Source organism: Ructibacterium gallinarum (genome assembly GCF_014982785.1).
Lineage (GTDB): Bacteria > Bacillota > Clostridia > Monoglobales > Monoglobaceae > Ructibacterium > Ructibacterium gallinarum.
Genome location: NZ_JADCKB010000031.1, coordinates 1 through 24,273, shown reverse-complemented (window position 1 = coordinate 24,273; position 24,273 = coordinate 1). Strand labels below are relative to the sequence as shown.

General features: G+C 38.1%; 12 protein-coding genes and 1 pseudogene. 6 read left to right on the top strand and 7 right to left on the bottom strand.

Annotated features, from left to right (window positions below):
* Window position 1 precedes the first annotated feature (1 nt).
* From INF28_RS11285 to INF28_RS11260, 6 genes are all read right to left on the bottom strand, one after another.
* On the bottom strand, window positions 2–1,312 hold the full coding sequence (locus INF28_RS11285) for a sialidase family protein (protein WP_226393565.1): 1,311 nt from the start codon (window positions 1,310–1,312) through the stop codon (window positions 2–4).
* Entirely contained in the window at window positions 1,312–2,256 is a 945-nt protein-coding gene (locus tag INF28_RS11280) for a dihydrodipicolinate synthase family protein (protein ID WP_226393564.1), read from the bottom strand. The genes INF28_RS11285 and INF28_RS11280 overlap by 1 nt, the downstream gene beginning before the upstream one ends.
* 25 nt (window positions 2,257–2,281) lie before the next feature.
* Window positions 2,282–6,412, bottom strand: a complete 4,131-nt coding sequence (locus INF28_RS11275) for an S-layer homology domain-containing protein (protein WP_226393563.1) — start codon at window positions 6,410–6,412, stop codon at window positions 2,282–2,284.
* Between the two features lie 97 nt (window positions 6,413–6,509).
* Window positions 6,510–8,810: a hypothetical protein gene (locus INF28_RS11270; protein WP_226393562.1), complete on the bottom strand. Its 2,301-nt coding sequence runs from the start codon at window positions 8,808–8,810 to the stop codon at window positions 6,510–6,512.
* A 13-nt stretch (window positions 8,811–8,823) separates the two neighbouring features.
* The gene (locus tag INF28_RS11265; protein WP_226393561.1) at window positions 8,824–13,149 is read right to left on the bottom strand and encodes an S-layer homology domain-containing protein; all 4,326 of its coding nucleotides are present in this window, start codon (window positions 13,147–13,149) and stop codon (window positions 8,824–8,826) included.
* A 13-nt stretch (window positions 13,150–13,162) separates the two neighbouring features.
* Window positions 13,163–16,366, bottom strand: a complete 3,204-nt coding sequence (locus INF28_RS11260) for an S-layer homology domain-containing protein (RefSeq protein ID WP_226393560.1) — start codon at window positions 16,364–16,366, stop codon at window positions 13,163–13,165.
* Window positions 16,367–16,501: 135 nt separating this feature from the next.
* Here INF28_RS11260 and INF28_RS11255 point away from each other — a divergent pair.
* Window positions 16,502–17,526: pseudogene (locus tag INF28_RS11255) on the top strand (IS6 family transposase).
* A 439-nt stretch (window positions 17,527–17,965) separates the two neighbouring features.
* Complete coding sequence (locus INF28_RS11250; RefSeq protein ID WP_226393559.1) at window positions 17,966–18,847, top strand: AraC family transcriptional regulator; 882 nt, start codon at window positions 17,966–17,968, stop codon at window positions 18,845–18,847.
* 502 nt (window positions 18,848–19,349) lie between these two features.
* Here INF28_RS11250 and INF28_RS11245 read toward each other — a convergent pair.
* Entirely contained in the window at window positions 19,350–19,598 is a 249-nt protein-coding gene (locus INF28_RS11245) for a cupin domain-containing protein (RefSeq protein ID WP_226393558.1), read from the bottom strand.
* Window positions 19,599–20,182: 584 nt separating this feature from the next.
* Here INF28_RS11245 and INF28_RS11240 point away from each other — a divergent pair.
* From INF28_RS11240 to INF28_RS11225, 4 genes are all read left to right on the top strand, one after another.
* Complete coding sequence (locus INF28_RS11240) at window positions 20,183–21,679, top strand: class I SAM-dependent DNA methyltransferase (RefSeq protein ID WP_226393557.1); 1,497 nt, start codon at window positions 20,183–20,185, stop codon at window positions 21,677–21,679.
* Window positions 21,676–22,752 (top strand): restriction endonuclease subunit S, encoded by a 1,077-nt coding sequence (locus INF28_RS11235; RefSeq protein ID WP_226393556.1) that lies wholly within the window; start codon window positions 21,676–21,678, stop codon window positions 22,750–22,752. Before INF28_RS11240 ends, INF28_RS11235 begins: the two co-directional genes overlap by 4 nt.
* Window positions 22,753–22,781: 29 nt before the next feature.
* On the top strand, window positions 22,782–23,498 hold the full coding sequence (locus INF28_RS11230) for a hypothetical protein (RefSeq protein ID WP_226393555.1): 717 nt from the start codon (window positions 22,782–22,784) through the stop codon (window positions 23,496–23,498).
* 19 nt (window positions 23,499–23,517) lie between these two features.
* Window positions 23,518–24,273: DUF4145 domain-containing protein (locus INF28_RS11225; protein WP_226393554.1), on the top strand; the 756-nt coding region annotated here is incomplete at its 3' end.

Below are 24,273 nucleotides of genomic sequence, written 5' to 3'. Positions count from 1 at the left end.
ATTAAATAGTTAAGTTGTATTTATAAAATGTGCAATAATTATTGTCATGGTAGTTATGCGCACCGTTGAAAGCTGTTCGTACAGCCACATACATACTGCTGCCTTCTAGGAGACAAGACGGATACTGAAACCCAGTGATGCTACTGTCTGTATCACTGGCATTAACAATTTCGCCATCCAACTTCCACGTTTTTAGGTCCATCGAAGTATATACGGACAATACATTTCTCATCGGATACCGATTACCCACGGAAATATACCCCCCTTTGGTTTGATGTAAAATTTCAAATTTACTATGCGCCATAGGAAACGACATTTCTCCAAGCAGCTGCAACGCCTTATCCGGATGTTGCAAATCTGCCTTTAAAATCAATGCTCTGTTATCCTGGTACCGCAACACATTGAGCAATCTTCCTTTTGGGTCCATAACAAGACTACCCTCTATTGCACAATTTTTGTTTGTCGGTCTCACCCACTCGCTAATGATCCAGTTTTCTGCCTTGCACAAATCTGCATCTTTATCAATAGATATTACCGCATTGGAAAATCCCTGCTTCCAGCTTCCATATTCCAAAGATGTCCACAGTCGTCCAGACTCGGTAATTATTTGGCAGGGTGCTCGATGGAATCCTTTTTCATAAGGCGAACACGAGCCTCGCGCTATAACGGCGGGAGGGCGCCAGGTCTCACCGTTATCTTCACTACACCCTATCAACAAATCCCCATATTCCGTTGACAACGCAAGCATATACAACTTCTCTCGATGAACAAACAGCTTACCCCAAAAGCAAGGGAATAGATCCGTCACATACTTCCATGATTTTCCGTCATCTGTCGAACGGAACAGCGACGTTAAGTTCTGTGGTCTATCTCTTCCAAAATAGTCCAATGAAGCAAGCAAACTGCCGTCAGGGCTCCGGACAATACTTGGACTGCATAGATAATTTCCCGAAAAGTAATAGCTCCGATCCTCTGGATGTAAATAATGAATAACAGTGCCCGGCACTTCACCTGTCCTAAATAACCTTTTTTCTCCAGTTTGGTGTTTCCCTTCAATCCACACCTCATAATCGCAGCGCTCTTTCAGTCCTGTTATAGTAATAGCGCAAGAAGAAGCCGCAAATTGTGCTTTATACCGGTCTTGCCGTTCTTTTACATGAACTAGGCAAATTTCACCTTTTTGGTTATTAATCCATTCCAGCTGCACTCCATCCCGCAATGGGGATAATCGGCAAATATATGGATATTTTTGTGTCAGATCTTCATCGACCGGGATATACGGACGATAACTCCACATACGCTCCATGCTCATCACACAGCACCTTTCTTAGAAATTGCCAACCATCTCTGCATTATTGTCTCTGCTTCCAAATGCATCTGGTCAATTACACTTTTTTGATATTCCGTTAATTCTCTCTCATCTTTACTGCGACTATACAAATCCATTTTTACCGCATACTTATTCATATGATATTTTGCAGTCACTGGATATGCCATACTTTCTGTAAATGCGCTGAGGGATAAAAAACCCTGTACATGTTGTGCGAGGTACGCATTCTTATCATAGTTTGCACACAACCATCCATATAGCTCGGGATGAAAATTGGCCATTACACCGGAATATCCGGAGGCCCCATTTTGTAAAGACAAAAGCAGAGTCTGTGCATTTGCATTAAATAATTTAATTTGGCTTCCTTGTAACAATTTAAGTCGTTTTTTTAACATCAGAGGATCACAACAAGTGTCTTTTAAAAAATAAAATCGTTTCGTATCCACACACCAGTTTAAAATTTCCTCCGACAACAGCCGCTTATATGGATAAGGACATTCATAAATTCCCAACTTGATACTAGATGGAATATGGCTAAGCAGATACTCCGCATTGTTTATCCAAACACTGTCGCTCTCTTGGTGTAGATCCAGACGATTGCTAACTAAAACAACGCTTTCGATACCCGTTTCCGCCATCGCACACACCTCTTCAACTTGAGCTTCGAGAGATGCCGACACATGCCCGGATGCAACAATACTCATATTGCTACCAATGTTTTTCGCCGCAGTAACCACTTCTGCAGCCAGTCGTATTCGTTCTACAAGAGACAAATGAAACATCTCACTGGACTGACAAACTGCAAAAATACCATTACATCGTTTCGCATTATACCATTTTACCATTTGAACAACCGCATCATAATCTATTTCACGACGGTATCCAAACGGCGTAATCATTGTGGGATAAATACCACTGTTCATCATATTTTTCTCTCCGTATTTTTGAAATTTAAAATTTTGTGCACACCATTTGATTTGATACCGCGATATTTACTATTTCATTTGGTAAAAGTGTAATTTCAAGCCATCCGTTCTGCAAATTCGTCTCTCCGTGCAGACCCGATATTTTGACATCACTATCGTTAACATTATCTGTTTTTAGCGCGGTATTGATATAAACTGTTTGTCTCTTTGTAGACATTGCCTTTATAGTTTCTCCGGACCAATCAAGCATAACAATCGGTACATCTTCATCTGCAGCCGAAAATTTAAGCTTATCCGATTGGTATTCCGTAGCGGCAGCATACTCTACATCTATATCCTTAAACGACCAGCCCGCTTCACTTTGACCTCCGGACTCCAACAGGGTAAATTCACCATCACCAATGTTGTGCCTATCAATATAGTCTTTGAAAAATTTTAGAGCCATTGCAATCGGCATTTCTTTTCCTGTATTTCCGTCATCCAGCAAAAGCCCGTGATGTTCCTTTGCTGTCAATGCTGTTTCACCTTTTCCCACAGGTGTGGTAAAAAAGTATCGGCGTGTAGAGGTTCGCTTAGTGTACAGTTCCCAGTTGACAGCGCCGCCATATCCATTGGCATAAGCATACAACCAATGCGCAAAATTAAACTGATTTGTCTGGTCATATTCCAGCGCTTCGCCGCTGTCTAATTCCTGTCCCGCATTGACACCGAATTCTCCTAAAATAACGGGGATTTCAGCACCGGTATTTTGCAGAACATCGAATGTATGCAAAGAATTGTAGACATCCTCATAACTGTTTGGATAAGTATACAGATGGTGATTCCACCAATCCAGCTCCTCAACATTTGCTTGATATAGTGCAACATTGCTCATATAACCAATGGTAATTAACGCATCGGAATCATACATACGTATCAAATCACGCCGTTCGTCAATTCCTTTTGTGATTGTTTCATTAATTGCATCATCCAACTGATTGACAATCTCAAACGAACCATTTTGTGCAGGATCGTATAAGCTTTCGTGCATATCATAGCTCCAAATCGATCCAGTCATCAGATAGTACCATGCAATAGATTCTGCTGCGACAATATTGTTCAGCAGTCCTGGATAAGAAGAATTTGCAACTGCTGATAATCTACCTCCGCTTTTTGTATATTCTGAAAGATAATAATTATAGGTACTCTGAATTGTCGAGGTTTTCCCGGGTGGTATCGTATTCATAATTTCATTTCCTACAAAATCATACTTCAGCATCGGATTAGAAGCATCGTTGCCACCAAATCTAAACAACAACTGAGGAAGGTACGGCTCATTCCATAAATCATAGCCTATCACCATAGGCTCATCTCCATACGCTTTTGCAATCTTTTCTATCGTTTCAAGTTCTTCCTTTCGGTTATCTTTGAACCCTTCCTGAATACATGGATAAATATATATTTTATATTTTCGTGCAAGATTTTTAATGACCTTGGCAGGTTGTTCGTCCGTAGGAATATTCCAAAACCTGAAACAGTTAACCCCAATTTCATTTGCCTCCCTGAAAAGGGTTTCCAATTTTTCTACACTGTATGTTCCATAAGTGGGGTGTCCGACAAAATTATAATATTCCATCGGGCCAAAAACACTGGCACCGATCAAAAACAATTCTTCACCCCATGGATCAACCAGCGTCTTTCCATCTGCGCTGACAGTTACCCCTGCTGGCGGTTTTTCCTCTGTTATTTCGTATGTATTTAGATCCTGCAAATTCTTTTCCAGCAGCTTTTCTTTGGTATAAACAGTATCCAGTGTTCTAGAACGAAAAGTCTCCATTGTTTTGGCTACGGAATTTATAAAATCCGGATGGCTATAGAAATCTTTCTCTGCAATTCCATAGAACAACCAATCGCTTCCAATATAGCGTCCATCATAGTTGGTCAAAATTCCGGCTGCATGTCCCAGATTGTGCCCATACTCATCGGTTGCCTCCAGCAGCGGTATGTATTCGCCACTATCTGGAAACGGAAATCCAACAGCAGAACTTCCGCTGTAATTTCCTGTAATATCACAATCTAATGAAACAATGTTCTGATCTTGATTTACATTAATGTGTCTTACGCCTTCTAAAAGATACGGTTCGTAATCCATCCCCTCAAAAATAGGTATCACGAACTCTTTGGTATTTAATAGGTTAAAAAATTCAGGACCTGCAACCACCAAATCTCCGCCATTTTCCAAATAGCCTCTAAACACATTGACAAACTCCTCTTCTACCGCATTCAGGCAGACCAAACAATCTAGTCTTTCTGCATCTAATGCATGATAATTATACATATCATCATATTGCAGCAATTGAACCTCAAACCCACTGCTTTCTAAGATGCTTTTCAAATCGTTTGCTATTGCTCTGTAGCTTTCATCCGCATAAATTCCTACGGTATAGAGGCCATAATCCCGAACCGATTCGTCCATAGCTCTTACAATAATTGCGGCCGTTTCTGCACGGCTAATAGCATCAGTCGAACGAAATGCACCATTCTGGTCCCCTGTCAAAAATCCGTTGGCATATGCCGCCAATACTTCTTCCTGAAAAGATTGGTCAATACTAGTCCAATCCTGAATTGTGTCCTGATAGAATGCCAACTTAGTTTGATCTATCTGCTTTGCGAAAAGACGTACCAAAATTCTTGCGGCTTCCTGACGTTGTATGTCCCTTTCACTGTTGTCAAACTCACCGTTACGGATAACACCAAGCTCTTTCGCCTTTTGCATATATGCCTCAGACCAGTCCACACCTGTTACAAATATACCACTCGCGTTTAAAGCACATTTTACAAATTCTTCTACCGTAATATTTTCATCAGGGCGAAATGTGCCGTCTCCATATCCGTTCATTATGCCCAAAGCTGTAAGTTGTACAATATATTTTTTTGCCCAACTATTATAAGAATCAAGAAATGTTACTATTTGATTCTCATCTGCATGCGTAGCGGCTTGAAAGTTTAGTTCTCGGTTAATTTCAATCCGATCAACATAGGTATGTCCAGATGTAGCCGCATAGTTATTCACTATCCTAATTTCATTGATTCCTCCTTCAGTACCGCTAAGCAATACCGTCTCCTGCGTACTTAACTTTTTACCGTCCACATACACGACCAGTTTTGCATTAGCCATATCCACGACCGCCGTAATGGTATACCATTTTCCCGGCTCATATGTTACCGGCGTATCAAAGTTACAAAAAACATTGTTTGCATTTCTATACCCAATCGTACCATTTGTTCCAAAGCAAAGTGGATAGATATACTGGCCGACTCCGCCCGATGTATTGGCGCCAATCATTAAATAACGGTCAAAGGCCATATTGTCACACATTATATCCAGGCTAATACTATATACATCTCCTGACAAATTTAACCCGCCCAGTGTGATATAGGGGTCTGCAGCTCCAGCTGAAGACAACTCAGCAGACGTATGTATATCCAGACATGACCGACCATCTACCGTTGCAATACTAACAAAATCCGTATGCTGGTCGGCTACAGTCCAACTACTGTTCAATTTGTCAAAGTCATCTGCAAAAGCTGAAACTGTACCGCTATTTCTTGAAATGGTCAAAGGAATATCAGATGTTTCACCAGCAGGAAAAAAAGCAATGGAACCAATCTGACATTCATCCGGGCCAATGTACATACTACTCCACCAAATTGTTGAAATATTTACCTTGAAGTATTTAGTTTCAGCGGGAATGTTATCCACACTATAAATATACTTTCTCCAGCTATGTTCAAAAGTTACGCTGGATTCTCCCTGTATAGACGTCCAATTGTTTCCATCCTCGGAAATCTGAAAGGTAAAAGGGTTTTTATTGCTTTCATTAATTCTAAAAATATATTCATAACCACTGACAAACGCCGTCATTTTAATCACGGATATGTCCTCTATTTTATAAACCAGGTATGCCTCTGTATTTTTAACCTGTGGGTACGCACGGGATACATCATCATATTTTTCATTTTGACGATTGGTAACTTGTATATTTTTACTTTCATATACAAGATCCAAGTTTTCAAGCTCATCAACCCACGCACCTGTAGTTGACAATGCATCGTTTGCTGAAACATCTGCGGGTATAGGCTCTGCAAAGACAGCTCCGCAAATATTACATGCCATCAAAATTGCCAACGTTACAGGCCATATTCTGCACCATCTTGCTATCCCCTTACATCTCATATGTTCTACCTCTCTTTCTTTTTTACACATTAAAAATTTAGAACACAACTGATACATTGTCGGTATAACATGGCTGCATAGTAGTAAAATCATCCCAACAAAATACACACATGATATAATTTCCAACAGTATAATCCTCTGGCACAGCTACATCCGTCGTACATATGCCGGTAATTTGATTACTATAACTCATACTTTTTTTGTGCGAAACCGTTTTCAATGTTCCATCATCACTGTAAATCGCAGCAATTAAATAAGGCGCTGCAAACTTTCCAGAATAATTCTCAACCATTGCCTTTCCTTTCAATACATCACTGGCACTAACCCCATCTGATACATCTGTATGGCACAACTCTTTTACAAATAAATCTTCTGTCACTGTCCGAAACCAAGCCACCTTTACACCATCTGCGTACATTATATAAGTAGTACCATATGACAGCGGTACAGACGAAAGATTCATCGTATATATGCCGTCTAGTGATGTCACGGTCTCGTTATGAATTTCCGTGCCTTCCATATTTGTTAAGCGCAATGTCATTTCCATGTTTTCAGGTGATGCGACAGTGATTTTGCTGAGTGAAATCGGTGTTCTTAAAACATCCTCTACTTGTATATTTTGAGCATCATAAATTGCGGAAGCAGTGTAGCCATATACCTTTTCCGCTTCCTGAATGTCTACTCTCCAGATAAAACAGCTTCCAGTGGCCCCCGTCTTATTGTTATTTCTAAACTCTATTTTCTGAATCGTGCTATCCGTCTGCAGTTCGGCCTCTGCCATAGAAGATTTGGATGCAAAGAAATTAATCGGCGTTGTGTTTAGTTTCTCTCCATCTAAGAAGACATCCCCCAAGCCGGTCTGCATATCGACGTACATAGTAACCTGATAGCGTGTTGATCCAGTATACGTGACCGGTGTGTTTACTTCAGTCTGAAAAGGAGTATAGGACTCATTAGTCCCATCAGCATAATACCCTATCGTATTCACTCCGGCAGCTGTGTGGCGGAAGGTAATCCCTTTAAAATAATCTCTGCTTCCGCTGCCGTAATAATAGTACAACTGAAATTCCTCATCATAGCTATAATGCAAAAGGGTAATATCAAAATCACATTTTAAAATTCCCCCATGGTTCACCGGTACAGAAATCCCTGCCCGGTTTTCACCACCATTGCCCGGATTTGCACCATACTGCAACCTAACTCTCTGCTTCTCTTGTTGATAGGTTACCGCACCCTTGTAATTATCCTGCATCTCCAAGGTATAAGCACCTTCTACCATATGATCTGCGTTATCTGCATTCACAGAAGACAAGTTACTGTACTCTGTTGTATTCTCTGTAGCTTGATATACCGCCATGTCATAAATAGTAGCCGCACCTACCGCTGCGCTTTTATTGTTGTTGCGCAGATCAACTGTTATAATTTGACTAATTGGGCTATCGCCGTATTTACTTGCATAAAAATCAACTTTATCGCTATTGGCCTTTTGACCATTAATATACACGTCACCCATACCAGTCGCAAGATTGATATACTCCGATATCTTATATTTTGCGCCGGGCAAATAACTCATATTGCTCCCATCTTGATTTTTAAAAGGAGTAAACGCCGTCTGCCCTGTGTAGTATCCAATCAGTCTTGTATCCGCAGCATGATTGTATGTAAAACTGACACCCTTGAAAAACGAGGTTCCTGTTGCATAATAATTGTAATTTACAAACTCTTCATCACCAACTCCCTGGCCAGTAATAGCAACGGTATATTCAATTTTAACCATATCTGCCGCATTCAAATTGGAAAGTTGAATATTGGCCTGATTATTTCCAGTATTTGATGGGTTTACCGCATACTGCAAACGCACGCTCTGCTCATCTCCCTGATACACAGCCGAACCTTTTGCGTTAGCAGACGTCGCATTGGTATATCCGTTTTCCTGCATTCCATTTGCATTTTTTGTATCCACATCATCTGTAACAGAATACGCATCCGCCGAAACTGCAATCGTAACCGTATCAGAGACAAAACTACCCCAATTGTTATTACCGATCACATACACATTATAAATACGGCTCTCGCTTGGCGTCCAGGCACAACTAACCCTTCGGTTTACAGGAAGAACTGGATCATTATTTATTTTTTCTCCATCAACATAAAAATCTGCGTTTTCAATGATAGACGACATTGTGCAAATCAATTCTATTGTTTCCCCGAATTCATATACGCCATCCGCATTTCCCATTATCATTTCCAGACTTTGCGTCTCCTCTGCCAACACCTGGCCTGTTCCTACAAATAGGAAAGTAAGCAAAGTCCATATTGCCACAATTCTCTTTTTCATACTTCTTCCTCCTTTAAAATTTTATCGTTTTGTTGCTGATGGCAAGTAGATTATAGATTGCCGTCGCGGCCTGTGCTCTTGTTACAGCTTCCCGCGGGGCAAAATTCCCATTCTCCATTCCGTTCAACAAACCCAATCCACCACAAGCCCGTACATATGCAACTGCCCAATCACTGATTTCTGCTTCGTCACTAAATTGTCTGCTTGTATAGCTTGAAAATCCGACAACATGTTCATACAAACCGTATATAACTTTTGCCATTTCTTCCCTGCTAATCAAGCGTTCTGGTTCAAACATATTATCATACCCTTGTATGATCTCGAGCGCACTCATAGCACTGACACTTTTATAAAACCAGTCACTCTCTTTGACATCTTGAAAATGCATTGCGTTTGCAACATCCGTATCTTCTTCTAAATATGTAAAAAGGCCAAAACAAATCTCAGCGAATTCAGCCCGTGTAATGGTCTGTTCCGGGCAAAAAGTGCCATCGCCATACCCCTTTACAATATTAGTACGATACATAGACATAATTGTGTCATAAGCCCAGTGCCCTTCTATGTCCGAAAAAGGCGATGGGGTAGCCGGCTTTGTTCCCGGCTGTTCTGTAGGTTCTGTTGAAGAAATCAATGAACCGCTGTTACCGCTGCTACCAATTCCTCCACCACCCGTTCCGTAATAAGTTCCTCCCATACTGTTTCCTGTAATTTTAATACTGGTTGATTTTTCTTCCCCTTGTAATCCCTCAATCGTCACAGGAATTGCAGAAAGCATCAGTGTATTGCCGGCACTGTTTCCGGGGACAGTAACTGCGCTTGTATTGGAAATTACCTTACCGTCCAATGTCCAGGTGTATAAAATTTCATTTAGATTCCCCCCGTTATCTGTAACCGAAACATTGGCTTTTACCAATTCCTGCTCCCGGCCGGAACCATCAATTGATATGTAATCTATAACTGGCAATTGCGTTTTATTTTCCTGCAGGTACCTATCCACAATATTCTCATATATTTCACGGGCTAACCCATTTGACAGACTGCTGACTGCCTGCTGTGCCTGCTTTATATCGGCATATGCTTTTGTCTCTTCCATTTTTTGTATTTTTTCAGTTACATCCGAAAAATACACTGAATCTGCTGACTCAATTACAATTCGCTCAACACAAAAACCACCTGCTTTGCAAAGCAGCCCAATAACGCTATAGACATCATCCGGCACAATGTCATCAAATTCAAACAACCACTCTCCAGCTGGGGCCTCATCAGCCGGAAACACCATCATCTTAATCTGGTTGGATCCTTGGTCTGCTCTAATAACAGCTGTATAAGTTTTCCCTGCTTCCAAAATTTTTTCATCCACAGCCGATATTGCTGCAGGAGTAGCTTTTGCCTGTTTAATTTCCACTGAACATAAATCGTTCCAAATATCTGCATCGCCTCCACTGGTAGTTGTAGCATAAGGAATTACAATTTTAATAAATGCAGCATCATCCGGTATGTTTGTTGCCACAGAATCCCATTGAATCCACGATCCAGAAAATCCTTGTTCATGGGAAGTTTCAGCCTCTGTCCAGATAACCTGATTTGTAGAATAATAAATTTTTGCTCTAGTTGCCACATTGGCCTGTTGAAGCATAGTAGCTCTCACAGATTCTACCTGATTGACAGCATAAATCACATACCCTTCATCATCTTTATTGACGCGTCGTAGCCGAGTTCCATCAAATTCAGCTGTAGCTGAAGCTACATAGTTCACATGATATGAGGAAATATACTTGATATCATTTGAAATAAAATCATCAAATATTGTTTCATACTTTGCATCCTGGGGTGCTTCCGCTGCAATATAAGGGTGCACAACGCCCGATTCACCCAAAATACCAAAACGATAATTTTCTCCGATAGCCAATCCTGAAAATCCATCTGTGTCCTCGCTGAATGCAAAGTCATACTTAATCCAGTATTCGTCCGCAGCTGTGAAATCAATCTCTCGATCCAATTTAGTGTACACTGCTTTGTCCTGCGGCACAACAAGTGCACGCTCTTTTATAACAGCCGTTTCATCAGGCGGCGTTTGAAGCGTAAAATCTCCATACCATCCATCAATATCCCGGAGAACGGTTCCGTCTGAATATGGAAATTCAAGGGTGCGCCGACTGATCTCCAGCGGATAGGATGCAAAACCTTTCTTGTACTCCTCCAATTCACTTAAAAGAAGTTCTTTAACCACGGCATCCAAATTGGAGTCCTGTATCTCTTTGGAGAGAATCATCGCTTGTTGGTACAACTCCGCTGCATTGATAGATTCTATCGTGATTGCAGTCAAATCTGAAATTCTTTGCCGATAGGCAATCGATTCTTCCGCACTGTTGAGAAGCGGTAGCAATATATATTTTTGTGCCTGATCTTCCAGCTTGTCAATTTCGTCCCGCATAGCAACCAGTTCTGCAACACTACCGTTTCGTACAAGACTGATAATCGTATTATACATAGGTGCATATTTAATCAGAGTCTGCAGTTCTTTCTGAAACTGCTGCTTGACAGCACTATCCTCTAATTCCTCAATTGCCTGTGTAAGTGCATCAATTTCGTCCTGTGCATCCATTCCGCCCTCTTGAACAACACGGATGGCATCATTTAATTTCGTTTCAGCCAAACCATAGGCTTCATTGCAAAGAACAACCGTATATGCACCCATATAAATCGGATCCGTCTTAAAGGCATCTACAGTAAATCCAACTGCATCTATTGAAATCGGCTCGATATCGTCTAATACAACGTCATATACCATCCCCGGCAGTTCTGCATCACTATAGAATTTTAATGCAAGCTGATTTTGCGCATAATCCAGTTTTAAAACACCGGTATACCATTGATTGGCCATCAAAGCACGCTCTGACACCTGTTCTGCTGTACCACATTCCAGATATGGCAAAAGTGTCGCATCACCGGATCGCAATACCCCAGCTTTTATTTTAACATCAGAATTACCAAGCTCAAAGAAGAAATATCCATCTGTTTTTGTGTCTTGCGGTTCTCCTATAAAAACACGAAATATACTATATGCTAACGAAGACGTGCTATCGATTGCAGCCACAAGATGCCTTGAGAGTTCAGTATAATTATCAGAGTTAATTGAAACAAAAAATTGCTCTTTTGGATCTTCCTGTATCATAAACACGTTTTCCGGCAGAACACCTTCAGACGTTTGATATCCATTGCTGAAACCTTTTGCGTAATTTGCGTTTACCGCATCTAAAATTTGCGACAAATCAATGTCTGTATACGGTGCACCATACATATCCCTGTAAAGCCAATCCTCGGTAGCAACTGCAAAGTCGCTGCCTTCACCTGTATAAATTTCGGCAGTTTCTATACTGAACCGATAAATTTGAGTAATACTGTCCGCATTCCACAAGTTTGTATTTCGCAAATTAATTTTGTTAAGGCTGACGTTTTCAGATAACTGCCCGCCATATACTGAAGAAGAAAAATCTACTTTGGCAGGTGTTAATTTTCGACCATTCACAAATACGTCTCCCAGCCCTGTTGTAATATCCACATAGGTGACAACCCTGTATCGGCGCCCTGGCTCATACGTAACCGCGTTTCCTTCTGCATCTTCAAATGCTTCAAATGTGCTGCCGTTATAATAACCAATTTGGCGTTCCTCCTGCGACACCGCTTTAAAAGCAACTCCTCGAAAGTAGTTCCTCCAATCAGTTCCAAAATATATTAAAGTCAAAAATTCTTCATTGATCTCCGTTTGAACTGATATTGAAATGTCATAAGCTATTTTCAGCAGTCCCTTTGCTTCATTGCCCGCAAACGAGATAACAGGTTCATTTTTTGTACTGCCACTTAAAGTGCCTCTCGGATTGGAATCCAATGCTACGACCCCGTCCGCATAGGTTACAATACCAGAGCTCATCGCATCTGTTGCAGACTGATAGCCATCTTGCGATATAGCGTCTGCATTTTGGATGTTCACGTCTTCTTTTTCGGTATAGGTATCAACAATCCACAATCGAACTGGTTCAGATTCAGCTTCGCCAGATATTGCATAAACCGTGTATACTCCTGCAACAGTTGGAGTCCAATCGTAAAAAGCAATTAACGTATTGGGATCAACCTCTATACTCTGCGAATTCAGTTTTCCTTCAGATGTATAAAAATCAGCGTATTCAGAAATCGCTGTTCTGCACTCTAAGCGGATTACATCTCCCAACTCATATGTACCGGGCGCTGTCAGCATACCTATCTGCGTATTTGCCACCACAGTCAGACAAGATACCGCCAAACTAATACATACTATAATACAAAATATTCTTTTTCGCATTTTCTCACCTCTTTTATGAATTTCGTATGATGACTACATCCTGTGCAGTTGTCCTCTGACTTCTTACAATAACTTTGTCACCTGGATACAGATCATTAATTGATGCCGCCTCAATACTTTGAGAATCTATATCATATATCGTAAACTTCGCTGATGTAACCTTCAACATTTTTTCGTATCCATTACCTTCAATTAGTAAATATGGAGCGTTATTGATCTTCACTGTTCCATATAAAAAATAGTATTCGGAGTAAGTTGAACATGCGGTTCCTCCTCCCGATGCTCCGTAAAGCCAATCTAAATTGTTTTTATAAATAACATTAAACTTAATCAGCTCATTCTCCGTATTCAACCCAATTTGCAAAACATCACCGGCATTCAGTTCTTCAATCAATACGCGTCTTCCATTTATATTGTTGCTGGATTGTTTTAAATTTTCGTTAATTTTGTAAGTATTTGCAGTACCCGTTCTATCAACAATTTCTAAAGCAGGCTTTACCTCCTCACTCGCTTCATCATATAGTTTCACAACATTTTGTACCGTCACAAGAGAAGTATACATCACATCTTTATTGCTTTCTGGTACCTCACTCTCGTAAATGACCACAGCACCAACACTGTAATTTGAATTCATATCGAACAAATGCAAATGATACTTCGGCTGTCCGCTTCTGTAATCACCTCTGGCAAAACTGTATGTTGTCCTATAGTCCGCCAGTTCTCTGTCAAACGGCACAACAAACAACTGCGCTTCATTAAAAATATACTTATCGTTGATTATATCAGCACTGTTTCCTGCTGCATTAACATAAGAGATATATCGTTTTGATACCTCCACCATATTCCCTGCGTCATCTTTATCGTTTAATGAATTATCAAGAACCAGAGAGAACTCATCCTCTGATTGACTATCTAAAACCGGCAAATATATAGCTGTTATCCGCCCACTACTGTTCATTCGATATTTTATAATTCCCTCAACAAGATCTTCTTTCACATTATCACAATTGTTCTTCAGAATCTCAAATGCCTCTCTCGACGTATATTTCTTACCGTTATTCCCTATGAACACACTTATGCGCGTTTCGGTTTTACATTCTCTTATAGTGCCATCTGCATCCAACACACTAATGAGAATAGACTCGTCCAGCCCACTTTCCAACTGGGCACGCATCATATAAGCATATCTGCTTGCTGCACCATCCGTCCGAAACCATGCGATCTCCCCTCTATAATTCATATATAACAAATATGTATCACCAGTCCTCATCTCACTGACTGCGCCTGTCTCTATCTTTGTCTGCAGTTGTTTGGACAGAGGGTGAGTTATACCATCTACTCTGACTTCCCCATCATTCATATTTATTTCATTCACAATACCTCTGCTGGTTGTATTGTTGATATAAATGCTGACATACTGTTTTTCATTGCCCATATAAATGGACAAGACGCAATCCTTAGAAATACTGTCAATGGTGGCCATATTATCGTTCAAAAAATAATTGATACGTTCGCTATCTTCAGGATCCACTTCAAGTGTTTCGCCAGAAATTTGATCTGTTAACATAAAAGAGGATGTCGCCACGCTTTGTACAACGTACTCTTTTGATTTCCATACGAGTATTGTGTCCAAAACACCATCCTGGTCACGGTCAGTTATGGTTAGCTGCTCACTGTCTAAAATATCATTTACAGTAAAAGAAGAGAGTCGTTCCCCATTTTTTATCAATACAACATCCGATAAAGCAAGATTTTTTGTCTTCCCGTTATCTAAGTAGTAAGACAGTTGTTTGCAATCTTCGGAAAGTTTACAAATATCTTCTGTCTCTATATCTGCTCTTGCTTGAGATGAATTCGTCCACCATGCAATGATGCGATTTTCCGTATCTTGCTCTATCGCATAATAATAAATATATTCTCCCAGCATTTCCTGCAGAGAATTGCTCATTACTTGATATTGTTTCAATCCTACAGTCACCTCATCGTATTCCGGCGCCGGATTCGTTGTAATATTACCGTATCTTGTCGCCGTAATTTGTCCTTGCTTTCTTACCAGGTTCCACCTTTTTGTCATATAGTCTATAGAATCTGGTCTATAAGAATCAACATCTGACATTACCGCCGGCTTAGCTTTTATTACACGAAATAAAAAACGCCCCATCTCTTCTACAGTTATTGTATCGTCTTTCTGTTTGTCGAGATCAATATCAAGTTTCCTTGACAAATCATAAATATCATTGTTTACTATGACAGCTTCATATCCCAATATCTTTAAAACTGCACGCAGCGCAGTTTCATACGAAACCTCCTGATGAGGGCGAAAGCTTCCATCCTGCATTCCGCTCATATAATTCAGACTTGTCACCACCGCAATACTTTCACTTATTTCGTCAGACACTGGTACATCCGAAAACTGCGCTTTCTTTTCAAATCCAATATTAGAAAAACCGCTTAGTTCTACAAGCATTTTTGCAAATTCTCCGCGTGTGACACGGACGTTCAAATTTTCACTGCTGTTTAATAAATTTGCTTCAAATATGCCCAAACCGCACAAAAGCCTTAATTCCTCGGTATACGGTGAAGCTTCTGTCGTTTTCATAACCTGTTCATCTTCAGATAGAGCAAATATTCTAACATCTTCTTCAACTCCATCTAGTAACGAGGCACCATTGCTTTCAATCTTAACACTGCCAAAATTCATATCATATTCCATAACACCGTTTTCAGCATCCTGTGGAATCAAAATTCTAAAATAAATAGTTCCGCTTGGGAATCCCTTGAAATAATTGTCATAGACAACATAATTGTTATTGTCAACATAGCCTTTATTGTATTTATAAAACGGTTCTATTTCCGTCCAGGATTGATTATCGCAAGAATAACTATATTGAGGTCCGTTCTTTACGCGGGAAGTATGTGTAATAGAATTAACAAATATATAAGAAATATCCTCGGCTTTATAGATCACATAGCCATCGCTGTCGGCTCGCAACCGTGTTAACCGCGTGCTATCACCAAAATATATGTTAGAGGAGTTAACTTCTCGCACATTATCAGATGCAAATGCCAAAGACGCTTTTGTAGAATTGGCCGAAGAAAACTCATCTACAAAGATTCCTGCTGCAAATACAGTTAAAACATTTCCCAATATGCTCATACCAATTAAAAATAAAACAATTACCAAGCATCCCAAAAATCTCTTATATATTCTTACCATTTTATTTCCTCCTCTAGTCAAATTACATTTTTATTAAGTTAAATGAAAATTGAGACCTTAAACTCCTTATGGTATAATGGTTTTACCACAAAACCAAATACCTCCCGAAATTTCGAGAAAGGAGATTAAGATCTCATGGATAAAATTATACCACATCGTTGCCCTCGGTGCAACTCTCATTCACTTTATAAATATGGCAAAGATAAATTCGGTAATCAAAAGTATCAATGCCATATTTGCAAACACCAATTTGCACTGTCCTATCAAAAAGCTGATAAACCTTGCAAATATCCTTCTTGCCCTGTTTGGGGGCAAGTCTTCATTTTTTCATCACGATTACAACGATTATTCAAATTATCATTGTTCTGATAAAAAATGTAATCATTCTTTCTTCCAAGCAAAGCCTACGGAGAAAACTCCACCCTCTATATCCTAACATTTTCGGCAAAGATGATTTTAAACGTATGCGACATAGTATTCATCTTGTTATCACTGCTCTTGTAATGTTTTACATAGGCAGCACTTCTTTTCGTAAGATTGCTTTAATCCTTAAACTTTTGTATAATATCAAAATCTCTCATATCACTATCAGCGATGGGTGCAAAAAGTTTACTCCAATATTTCATACCAAAATGCTCACTCTCATACCTTCCTTAGATTTTAGCTCCGATGAATGGCACACAGACAAAACTGTCGTTAAAATCAAAGGCGTGAAGCATTATATCTGGTTCATCATTGACAGCGAAACCCGTTTTGTTTTAGGCTTTCACCTATCTCCTCATAGAGATTCACCTCAAGCTTTCTCTTTATTTAATAGCGTTAAAAACTACGAAAAACCTAACGCAATTGTTTCTGACCGTTATTCTGCTTACAAAGTGCCTACAAAGGCTATCTTTGATGTTAAACATATCCGTGTCACAAGCTTCAAAAATGATATATCCAACAATGCCATTGAAGCCTTTAACAAGCAATTCAAATATTGGTGCAAAACACGTTATGGCTTTAACTCTTTTGAAAGTGATAACTGTATGATTATGATGTTTGTTTTCTTGTACAACATCATAAGACCTCACTGCTCGCTGTCCGGTTTAACCCCGGCACAGGTTGCCGGTTTTAAATGTTCAGACAAGCAGCGAAATTCTTTGCTGCTCGTTTGTTGATTTTCACTTTGGTTAATATAAATGGTCACTCTGTGATTTGTCATAGGGCGTGCTTTTGCACGTTCACTTTACCCTTGACAAATTAAAGACAAGCATTTAAAAGCTTTTCTGCGAAACTCTACATTTCTTTGTGAAATCATTATTCTATTCTTTCATTTTTACTTTACACTACCTTAACTTCAATTACTTTTATTTTTGTATATATTATACTATTGATAAGATTGATGGTGCAATATATATATAAGCCATAATTTTGTTATTTTCAGACATATCCATAATTTTTTCTTCGGTATCCCTGTTGGCTATTATTTAGGAGTAATAGTTTTTCATTGTTTTTTATTCTTTCTTGCATTATTTTCTAGCTTGTGCTATAATTCTATTGAAAAAATCAGACATATTTTATATCAGATGATTATAACGATCGTATATGGAGCGAGCTATGATTTTTAATATAACTGAAAATCAACTTTATTTGGCATCTAAAAAATTAAATAATATTTATCCTAAAATTTCAAACGATATATTTACACTTGAAATATTTTGGTGCCGTATTGCTTTTTCTAAAAATGCTTTTTGGAATTTTAAAGAGCATGGTCATTCTTTTTTTGAACTGCACATTCCAACGTCCGATTATGCTAAATACATAATAAATGGTAATGAAATAATCGCATCAAAGGGAACTCTACTTTTGATACCTCCGCATCAAACTCATCACTTAATTGAAGTTTCAGATAACTTTTCCGAATTTGTTTTCGGATTTGGAATTGCAGAAACACTTGAATTGCAAAAACTTTTGACAAAAAACATCCATCACTATTATTTTGCCGAAGCGAATACCTATATCTATACATTGATTGACAACATTCTCAAAAATACTCTACAAGAATACGTAGGATACGGCGTTGCCATCGAAAATCAATTATCTTGCATATTTATTGAAATTCTTCAAAATATTCTAAAAAACAGTACTTTAAAAAGCGAACAAAACTATAATATTACAAATACGACAAGAGTTCGATTAGCAATCAACTACATTAACGATAACATCTCCAACGTAACTGTTAACGACATTGCAAATAGTCTTCACATCAGCACCAGGCAATTAAATAGAATTATACAGTTGGCTTTATCCATGACAACGATCGAACTAATAACCGACCGCAGAATTCGGGCTGCAAAAAAAATGATGCAGGATTCCGACAATTCTATGACTATTATTTCCGAGCTCGTTGGATTTAAATCTTTGCAGCATTTCAGTAAAACATTTAAAAAATTAGAAGGTGTCTCACCTTCTGTATACAAAAAAGATCTGGATAAATAATGTGTCCTCCCAGAAAAAATAGACAGTAAAAAACTTTAAAAACGGAATGAATCCTAATAATTCTTTTGTTTTCATAGAAGTGGTCGCATTTATTCTACGGTTCGCTTGACCACGAGTTTCAGCGGACATGATGTTTTGGCAAAGAACGAAACAACCTGGCAATGCACCGCCGCCGGGTAAAATACTGGTTACACATCCCTCAAATGTCACGGTATCGTATCCATATTTTTAAAGAATGTATTATAATATTTAAAATAAGCATTTATATCACTGTTAATCAAACCTCTAAATTTTGTTTGCATTATCTTCTTTTCCATTATCTTGTCCGATATATTATGCTCGTAAATTGGGATTCGTTGTGGCTTTCTATTATAAGCTGAATCAACTAAATTTTATAATCTGGAACAAAATGATGAAACATATAAATGCACCTTTTAAAAATATTTTAATATAAAATATTATAGTAAAACAGATGTAGATGAATATACGCATTATTTATTATTTACTTTGCAGTTATGGAATGAATATCACCGTTTTTTATAATTATCGTATCATTTTCTTTTAGAAAAAATTCTTTACCATTAATGATTTGACAGGCGCAGCCGCTTAGCATATAAAGAATTTCAAAACAGTCGTGAAAATGCGAAGATGTTGAAATATCTTCCAACTCGCTATCCCTTATAAAAATTTGTACTGGAAACGGGTCACTGCTCTTGATTTGTTCTTCTTTATAGCAAAGGATTTCTTTCATATTTTATCACCTTAATTTCCGTTAAATTCGTTGCAAGAGTATCATCAAATGCCTTTAAAACTCTAAAATAATTATATCATAATTATAAAAATGTGCAACTATACAATAAAAGCCCTCCATTTTCGACTATCAACCTTTCGTAAAGTTAAAACAAGATTTTCCTCATCTTAACCTGCCATCTGCCCTTGCCGGAACGATACCAGTCTGTCCCAATATTTGCCCCAATGCTATAATGGGTACAAAATTTTTGAATTAATTTAAAATTCGTAAACTCCAAGGTTGCCTTGACGAAATTAGAAAAATATGGTATACTACAGTGTGATTTTGTAAAGATTTGTATAAATACAGTGCAGTCAACTGGGGTGGTCAGTATAAAAAAGGAAGGTTGCCACAGCCACAGATTTTGAAAAACACTTCCTTTGCGGCCGCTTATTTTCTTTCTGCGGGATAAGCGCCTGAAAATATGGAAAAACCCGCAACAGCGCAATGGACTTTAGCAGACGTATGAAAGCAACATCGTGTCATCAAAATCAACGGCGGAAAGATATATATCTTATCTTTGGAACAGGGAGGACGAATCAATTATGGTTACAGGGGAACTAAAAAACAAAATAGATAGTTTATGGGATATATTTGCGTCCGGGGGCTTGGTAAATCCTCTTGATGTCATTGAGCAGATTACATATCTGATGTTTATCCATGATCTTGATGACACAGATAATATCCGTGCAAAGGAAAGCGCAATGCTGGGGATTCCGCACCAAAGCATTTTTGCAGATGCAGTTACAATAGGCGGCCGTACTGTTGACGGCAATCAGCTGAAATGGTCGGTATTTCGTGATTTTCCCGCAGGGAAAATGTATTCTACCATACAAGAATGGGTGTTTCCGTTTATCAAGAACTTGCATGCTGATAAAGACAGTGCCTATACAAAATTTATGGACGATGCCATTTTTAAAATACCCACTCCTTTGGTTCTTGATAAGGTAGTGACAAGCCTGGATGGAATTTATGACATGATGAAAAATACAAACGGCATAGATGTCCGGGGCGATGTATATGAATACCTTTTGAATAAAATTGCGTCATCCGGTTTAAACGGCCAGTTCAGAACACCAAGGCATATTATAAAAATGATGGTGGAAATGTTAGCCCCTAAACCTGATGATGTAATCTGTGACCCCGCCTGCGGAACGAGCGGATTTTTGGTTGCGGCGGGAGAATACCTGAAAGAAAACTATAAACAAGAGATTTTCTATGATAAGCAGAAAAAAGACCATTATATGAACGCAATGTTTTACGGCTATGATATGGACAGAACCATGCTCCGTATCGGTGCAATGAATATGATGACACACGGCATTGACAGCCCTTTTATTGAATATCGTGACAGTTTATCAGACCAGAATGCAGACAGAGATAAGTATTCTCTTATTCTTGCAAATCCACCGTTTAAAGGCAGCTTGGATTATGATATCGTGTCAGCGGATTTACTGAAAATGTGTAAAACAAAGAAAACAGAGCTTTTGTTTCTTGCCCTGTTTCTTCGTATGCTGAAACTTGGCGGAAGATGTGCCTGCATTGTCCCTGACGGCGTGCTTTTCGGCTCGTCAAAAGCACATAAGGATATAAGAAAAGAAATCATAGAAAATAACAGACTTGAGGCGGTAATTTCCATGCCGTCGGGTGTGTTTAAGCCATACGCAGGCGTATCCACCGCGGTTTTGATTTTTACAAAAACAGGCCACGGCGGAACGGATACCGTTTGGTTTTATGATATGCAGGCCGACGGTTTTTCTCTTGACGATAAAAGAAGTGCGATTTCTGAAAATGATATTCCCGATATTATAGAGCGTTTTCATAACTTAGATAAAGAAACAGACAGAGAAAGAACGGAAAAATCTTTCTTTGTTCCAAAACAGGAAATTGCAGAAAATGACTATGACCTTTCCATCAATAAATATAAAAAAATTGAATATATTCCTGTGGAATATCCCCCAACAAGCGAGATTTTGGCGGAAATAAAAGACCTGCAAGCAGAAATTGCAAAAGACCTTTTAGAATTGGAGGGGATGATGTGATTAGTTTAAAAAAAATATGTTCAAATCAATCATCCAATATTGCTATAAAAGATTTGGAATTTCATAATGGCCAATATCCGATATTTGGAGCAAGTGGATTTATTAAAAATGTTGATTTTTATAAACAGGAAAAGCCCTATATTGCAGTTGTGAAAGATGGTGCAGGAGTTGGTAGGGTCATGAAGCTTCCTGCTAAATCATCAATAATAGGAACTATGCAATACATCATACCAAATGATAATATTAATATTTCATATCTTGCATATGCTATGGAAAATATGAATTTAGCAAAGTATTATTCGGGTGCAACAATTCCACATATTTACTTCAAGGACTATTGCAAAGAAACACTTCCTGACTATACGATAGCAGAACAAAAACAAATTGCCGATACTTTAGACAAAGTAACAGTTTTAATCTACAAACACAAAAAGCAACTTGAAAAACTGGGCGAGCTTGTAAAAGCAAGATTTGTGGAAATGTTTGGGGATGTTACAAATAACGATAAAAATTGGCATATAGAACCACTTGGTAATTTATGTGATATTTCAAGAGGAGGTTCACCAAGACCGATTGAACAATATTTATGCGGAACTATTCCGTGGATTAAAATTGGTGATGCAACAGATGGAGATGATATTTACCTAACGAAAACAAAAGAAAAAATATTAGAAATAGGCATAAAAAAAAGTAGACTTGTTAAAAGTGGGAGTCTTATTTTTGCAAATTGTGGAGTTTCTTTAGGATTTGCAAGAATTATTACTTTTGACGGATGTATACACGATGGTTGGCTATCATTTGAAAATATTGATGAGAATTTAAATAAGATTTTTTTACTTAAATCGTTGAATTGTATGACAGAGTATTTTCGAAGTATAGCTCCGTCTGGTACTCAGCCGAATTTAAACACTGCAATCATGAAATCATATAAGCAGATTGTTCCGCCAATCGAACTGCAAAACCAATTTGCTGACTTTGTGAAACAAATTGAAAAAACAAAAACACAAGTACAGAAAAGCCTTGAACAAGCTGAAACATTAAAAAAAGCACTAATGCAAAAATATTTTGGGTGATAAAATTCATTCTTTAAAAGGAGTATCATATGCTATACCCGATATTATTATTAAAACAAAGTGAAAAGCAATATATAAGCCAAACCATCGAAAAAGGAACTATATATATGAATTCATTATCTTTTTATAGAAATTTGGAGCGGAGAGATAAAAATGATGTGGTTGGTGACAAAAATGAAGGGAAAATAGCAGATAATTTCGGATACTTTATGAAGTGTGCTGATGGGAAGTATCATAGGTTTCCTGGAACATTATACCCTAATAAAAATGTGTATATATACTGTACATATGGAATATATGATGGTAATTCTGAATTTGATAATAACACAATTAAACATATTGTACATAAAGAATTTTTTAATAGTTTTAAAGAGCGTAATTTAAAATTATTTATTTTAAAAAATACAAAAAAGACATTAGATAAAATATATAATTTCAGAAAAAATTATAAAGTTTTTCAATATGGTTTTATTAATTACAAACCATATATTTCTTCTGATACATCATATAATGATCTTGATTATTGTTTTTACAAAAAAGAAAGGTATTCATATCAAAATGAATTTAGAATAGCTGTAGAAACAAATCAAAATAAAGACCATGAAATTATTAATATAGGGAAATTAGATGAAGATGAATATATGGTAATTGATATTGAGTCAAATAAAGATTTAAAAATAATTATTTATGGTGAAAATGATGGAATGAATTTTTATTATAACTATTTAACTTATAAATGGATATAATTATGCGAGGTGACCCGCCATGACAAACTTTGATTTTTTAAAATCAGATCCTCAGTTTGATGCCTTTTCCGACGTGGCAATATCTGCTGAAAAAATATTAAATATTGATACGGCGGCATCTGTGCTGAATTGCCGCCGAGCCATGGAGTTTGCCGTAAAATGGATGTATTCTGTTGACAAAGATTTAAGCATGCCGTATGATGACACCCTTGCCTGTCTTATGAACGCCGAAGAATTTCGGTCTATCATTGACAACAATTTATACAAACGCATGAATTTTATCCGAAAAGCAGGCAATATTGCCGCTCACGGCGCAAAGAAAATTTCTATGGATCAAGCAAAGCTGTGCTTAGAAAATCTTTACATATTTTTAGATTTTGTTGCTTATTGCTATGGAACAGATTATACAGAAAAAGCCTTTGATAAGACACTGCTTGACAAGAGTGGCGAGCCTGTTACTGATACACAAAAAGACCTTGACTTTGAAAAATTAATTGCAGAAAACAAAGCTTTAAAAGAAGAACTGACCGCACGCCGCAGTGAACAAAAACAGTCTTATGTTCCAAAACCTCTTGACATAACAGAATATAAAACGAGAAAGCTTTACATAGATACCATGCTGCAAGACAGCGGCTGGACAGAGGGGAGAGACTGGATCAATGAAGTTGAACTTTTGGGTATGCCCAACCAAGCGGAAACAGGCTATGCCGATTATGTATTATACGATGATATGCAGAAGCCTCTTGCAGTGATTGAGGCAAAACGCACTTGTGAG

What these genes read in the sequence shown, in the direction of transcription:
- INF28_RS11250 (WP_226393559.1), top strand. Translation starts at nt 17,966, where the DNA reads ATGATTTTTAATATAACTGAAAATCAACTTTATTTGGCATCTAAAAAA.
- INF28_RS11265 (WP_226393561.1), bottom strand. Translation starts at nt 13,149, where the DNA reads ATGCGAAAAAGAATATTTTGTATTATAGTATGTATTAGTTTGGCGGTA.
- INF28_RS11240 (WP_226393557.1), top strand. Translation starts at nt 20,183, where the DNA reads ATGGTTACAGGGGAACTAAAAAACAAAATAGATAGTTTATGGGATATA.
- INF28_RS11270 (WP_226393562.1), bottom strand. Translation starts at nt 8,810, where the DNA reads ATGAAAAAGAGAATTGTGGCAATATGGACTTTGCTTACTTTCCTATTT.
- INF28_RS11230 (WP_226393555.1), top strand. Translation starts at nt 22,782, where the DNA reads ATGCTATACCCGATATTATTATTAAAACAAAGTGAAAAGCAATATATA.
- INF28_RS11275 (WP_226393563.1), bottom strand. Translation starts at nt 6,412, where the DNA reads ATGGCATGTAATATTTGCGGAGCTGTCTTTGCAGAGCCTATACCCGCA.
- INF28_RS11280 (WP_226393564.1), bottom strand. Translation starts at nt 2,256, where the DNA reads ATGATGAACAGTGGTATTTATCCCACAATGATTACGCCGTTTGGATAC.
- INF28_RS11285 (WP_226393565.1), bottom strand. Translation starts at nt 1,312, where the DNA reads ATGAGCATGGAGCGTATGTGGAGTTATCGTCCGTATATCCCGGTCGAT.
- INF28_RS11260 (WP_226393560.1), bottom strand. Translation starts at nt 16,366, where the DNA reads ATGGTAAGAATATATAAGAGATTTTTGGGATGCTTGGTAATTGTTTTA.
- INF28_RS11245 (WP_226393558.1), bottom strand. Translation starts at nt 19,598, where the DNA reads ATGAAAGAAATCCTTTGCTATAAAGAAGAACAAATCAAGAGCAGTGAC.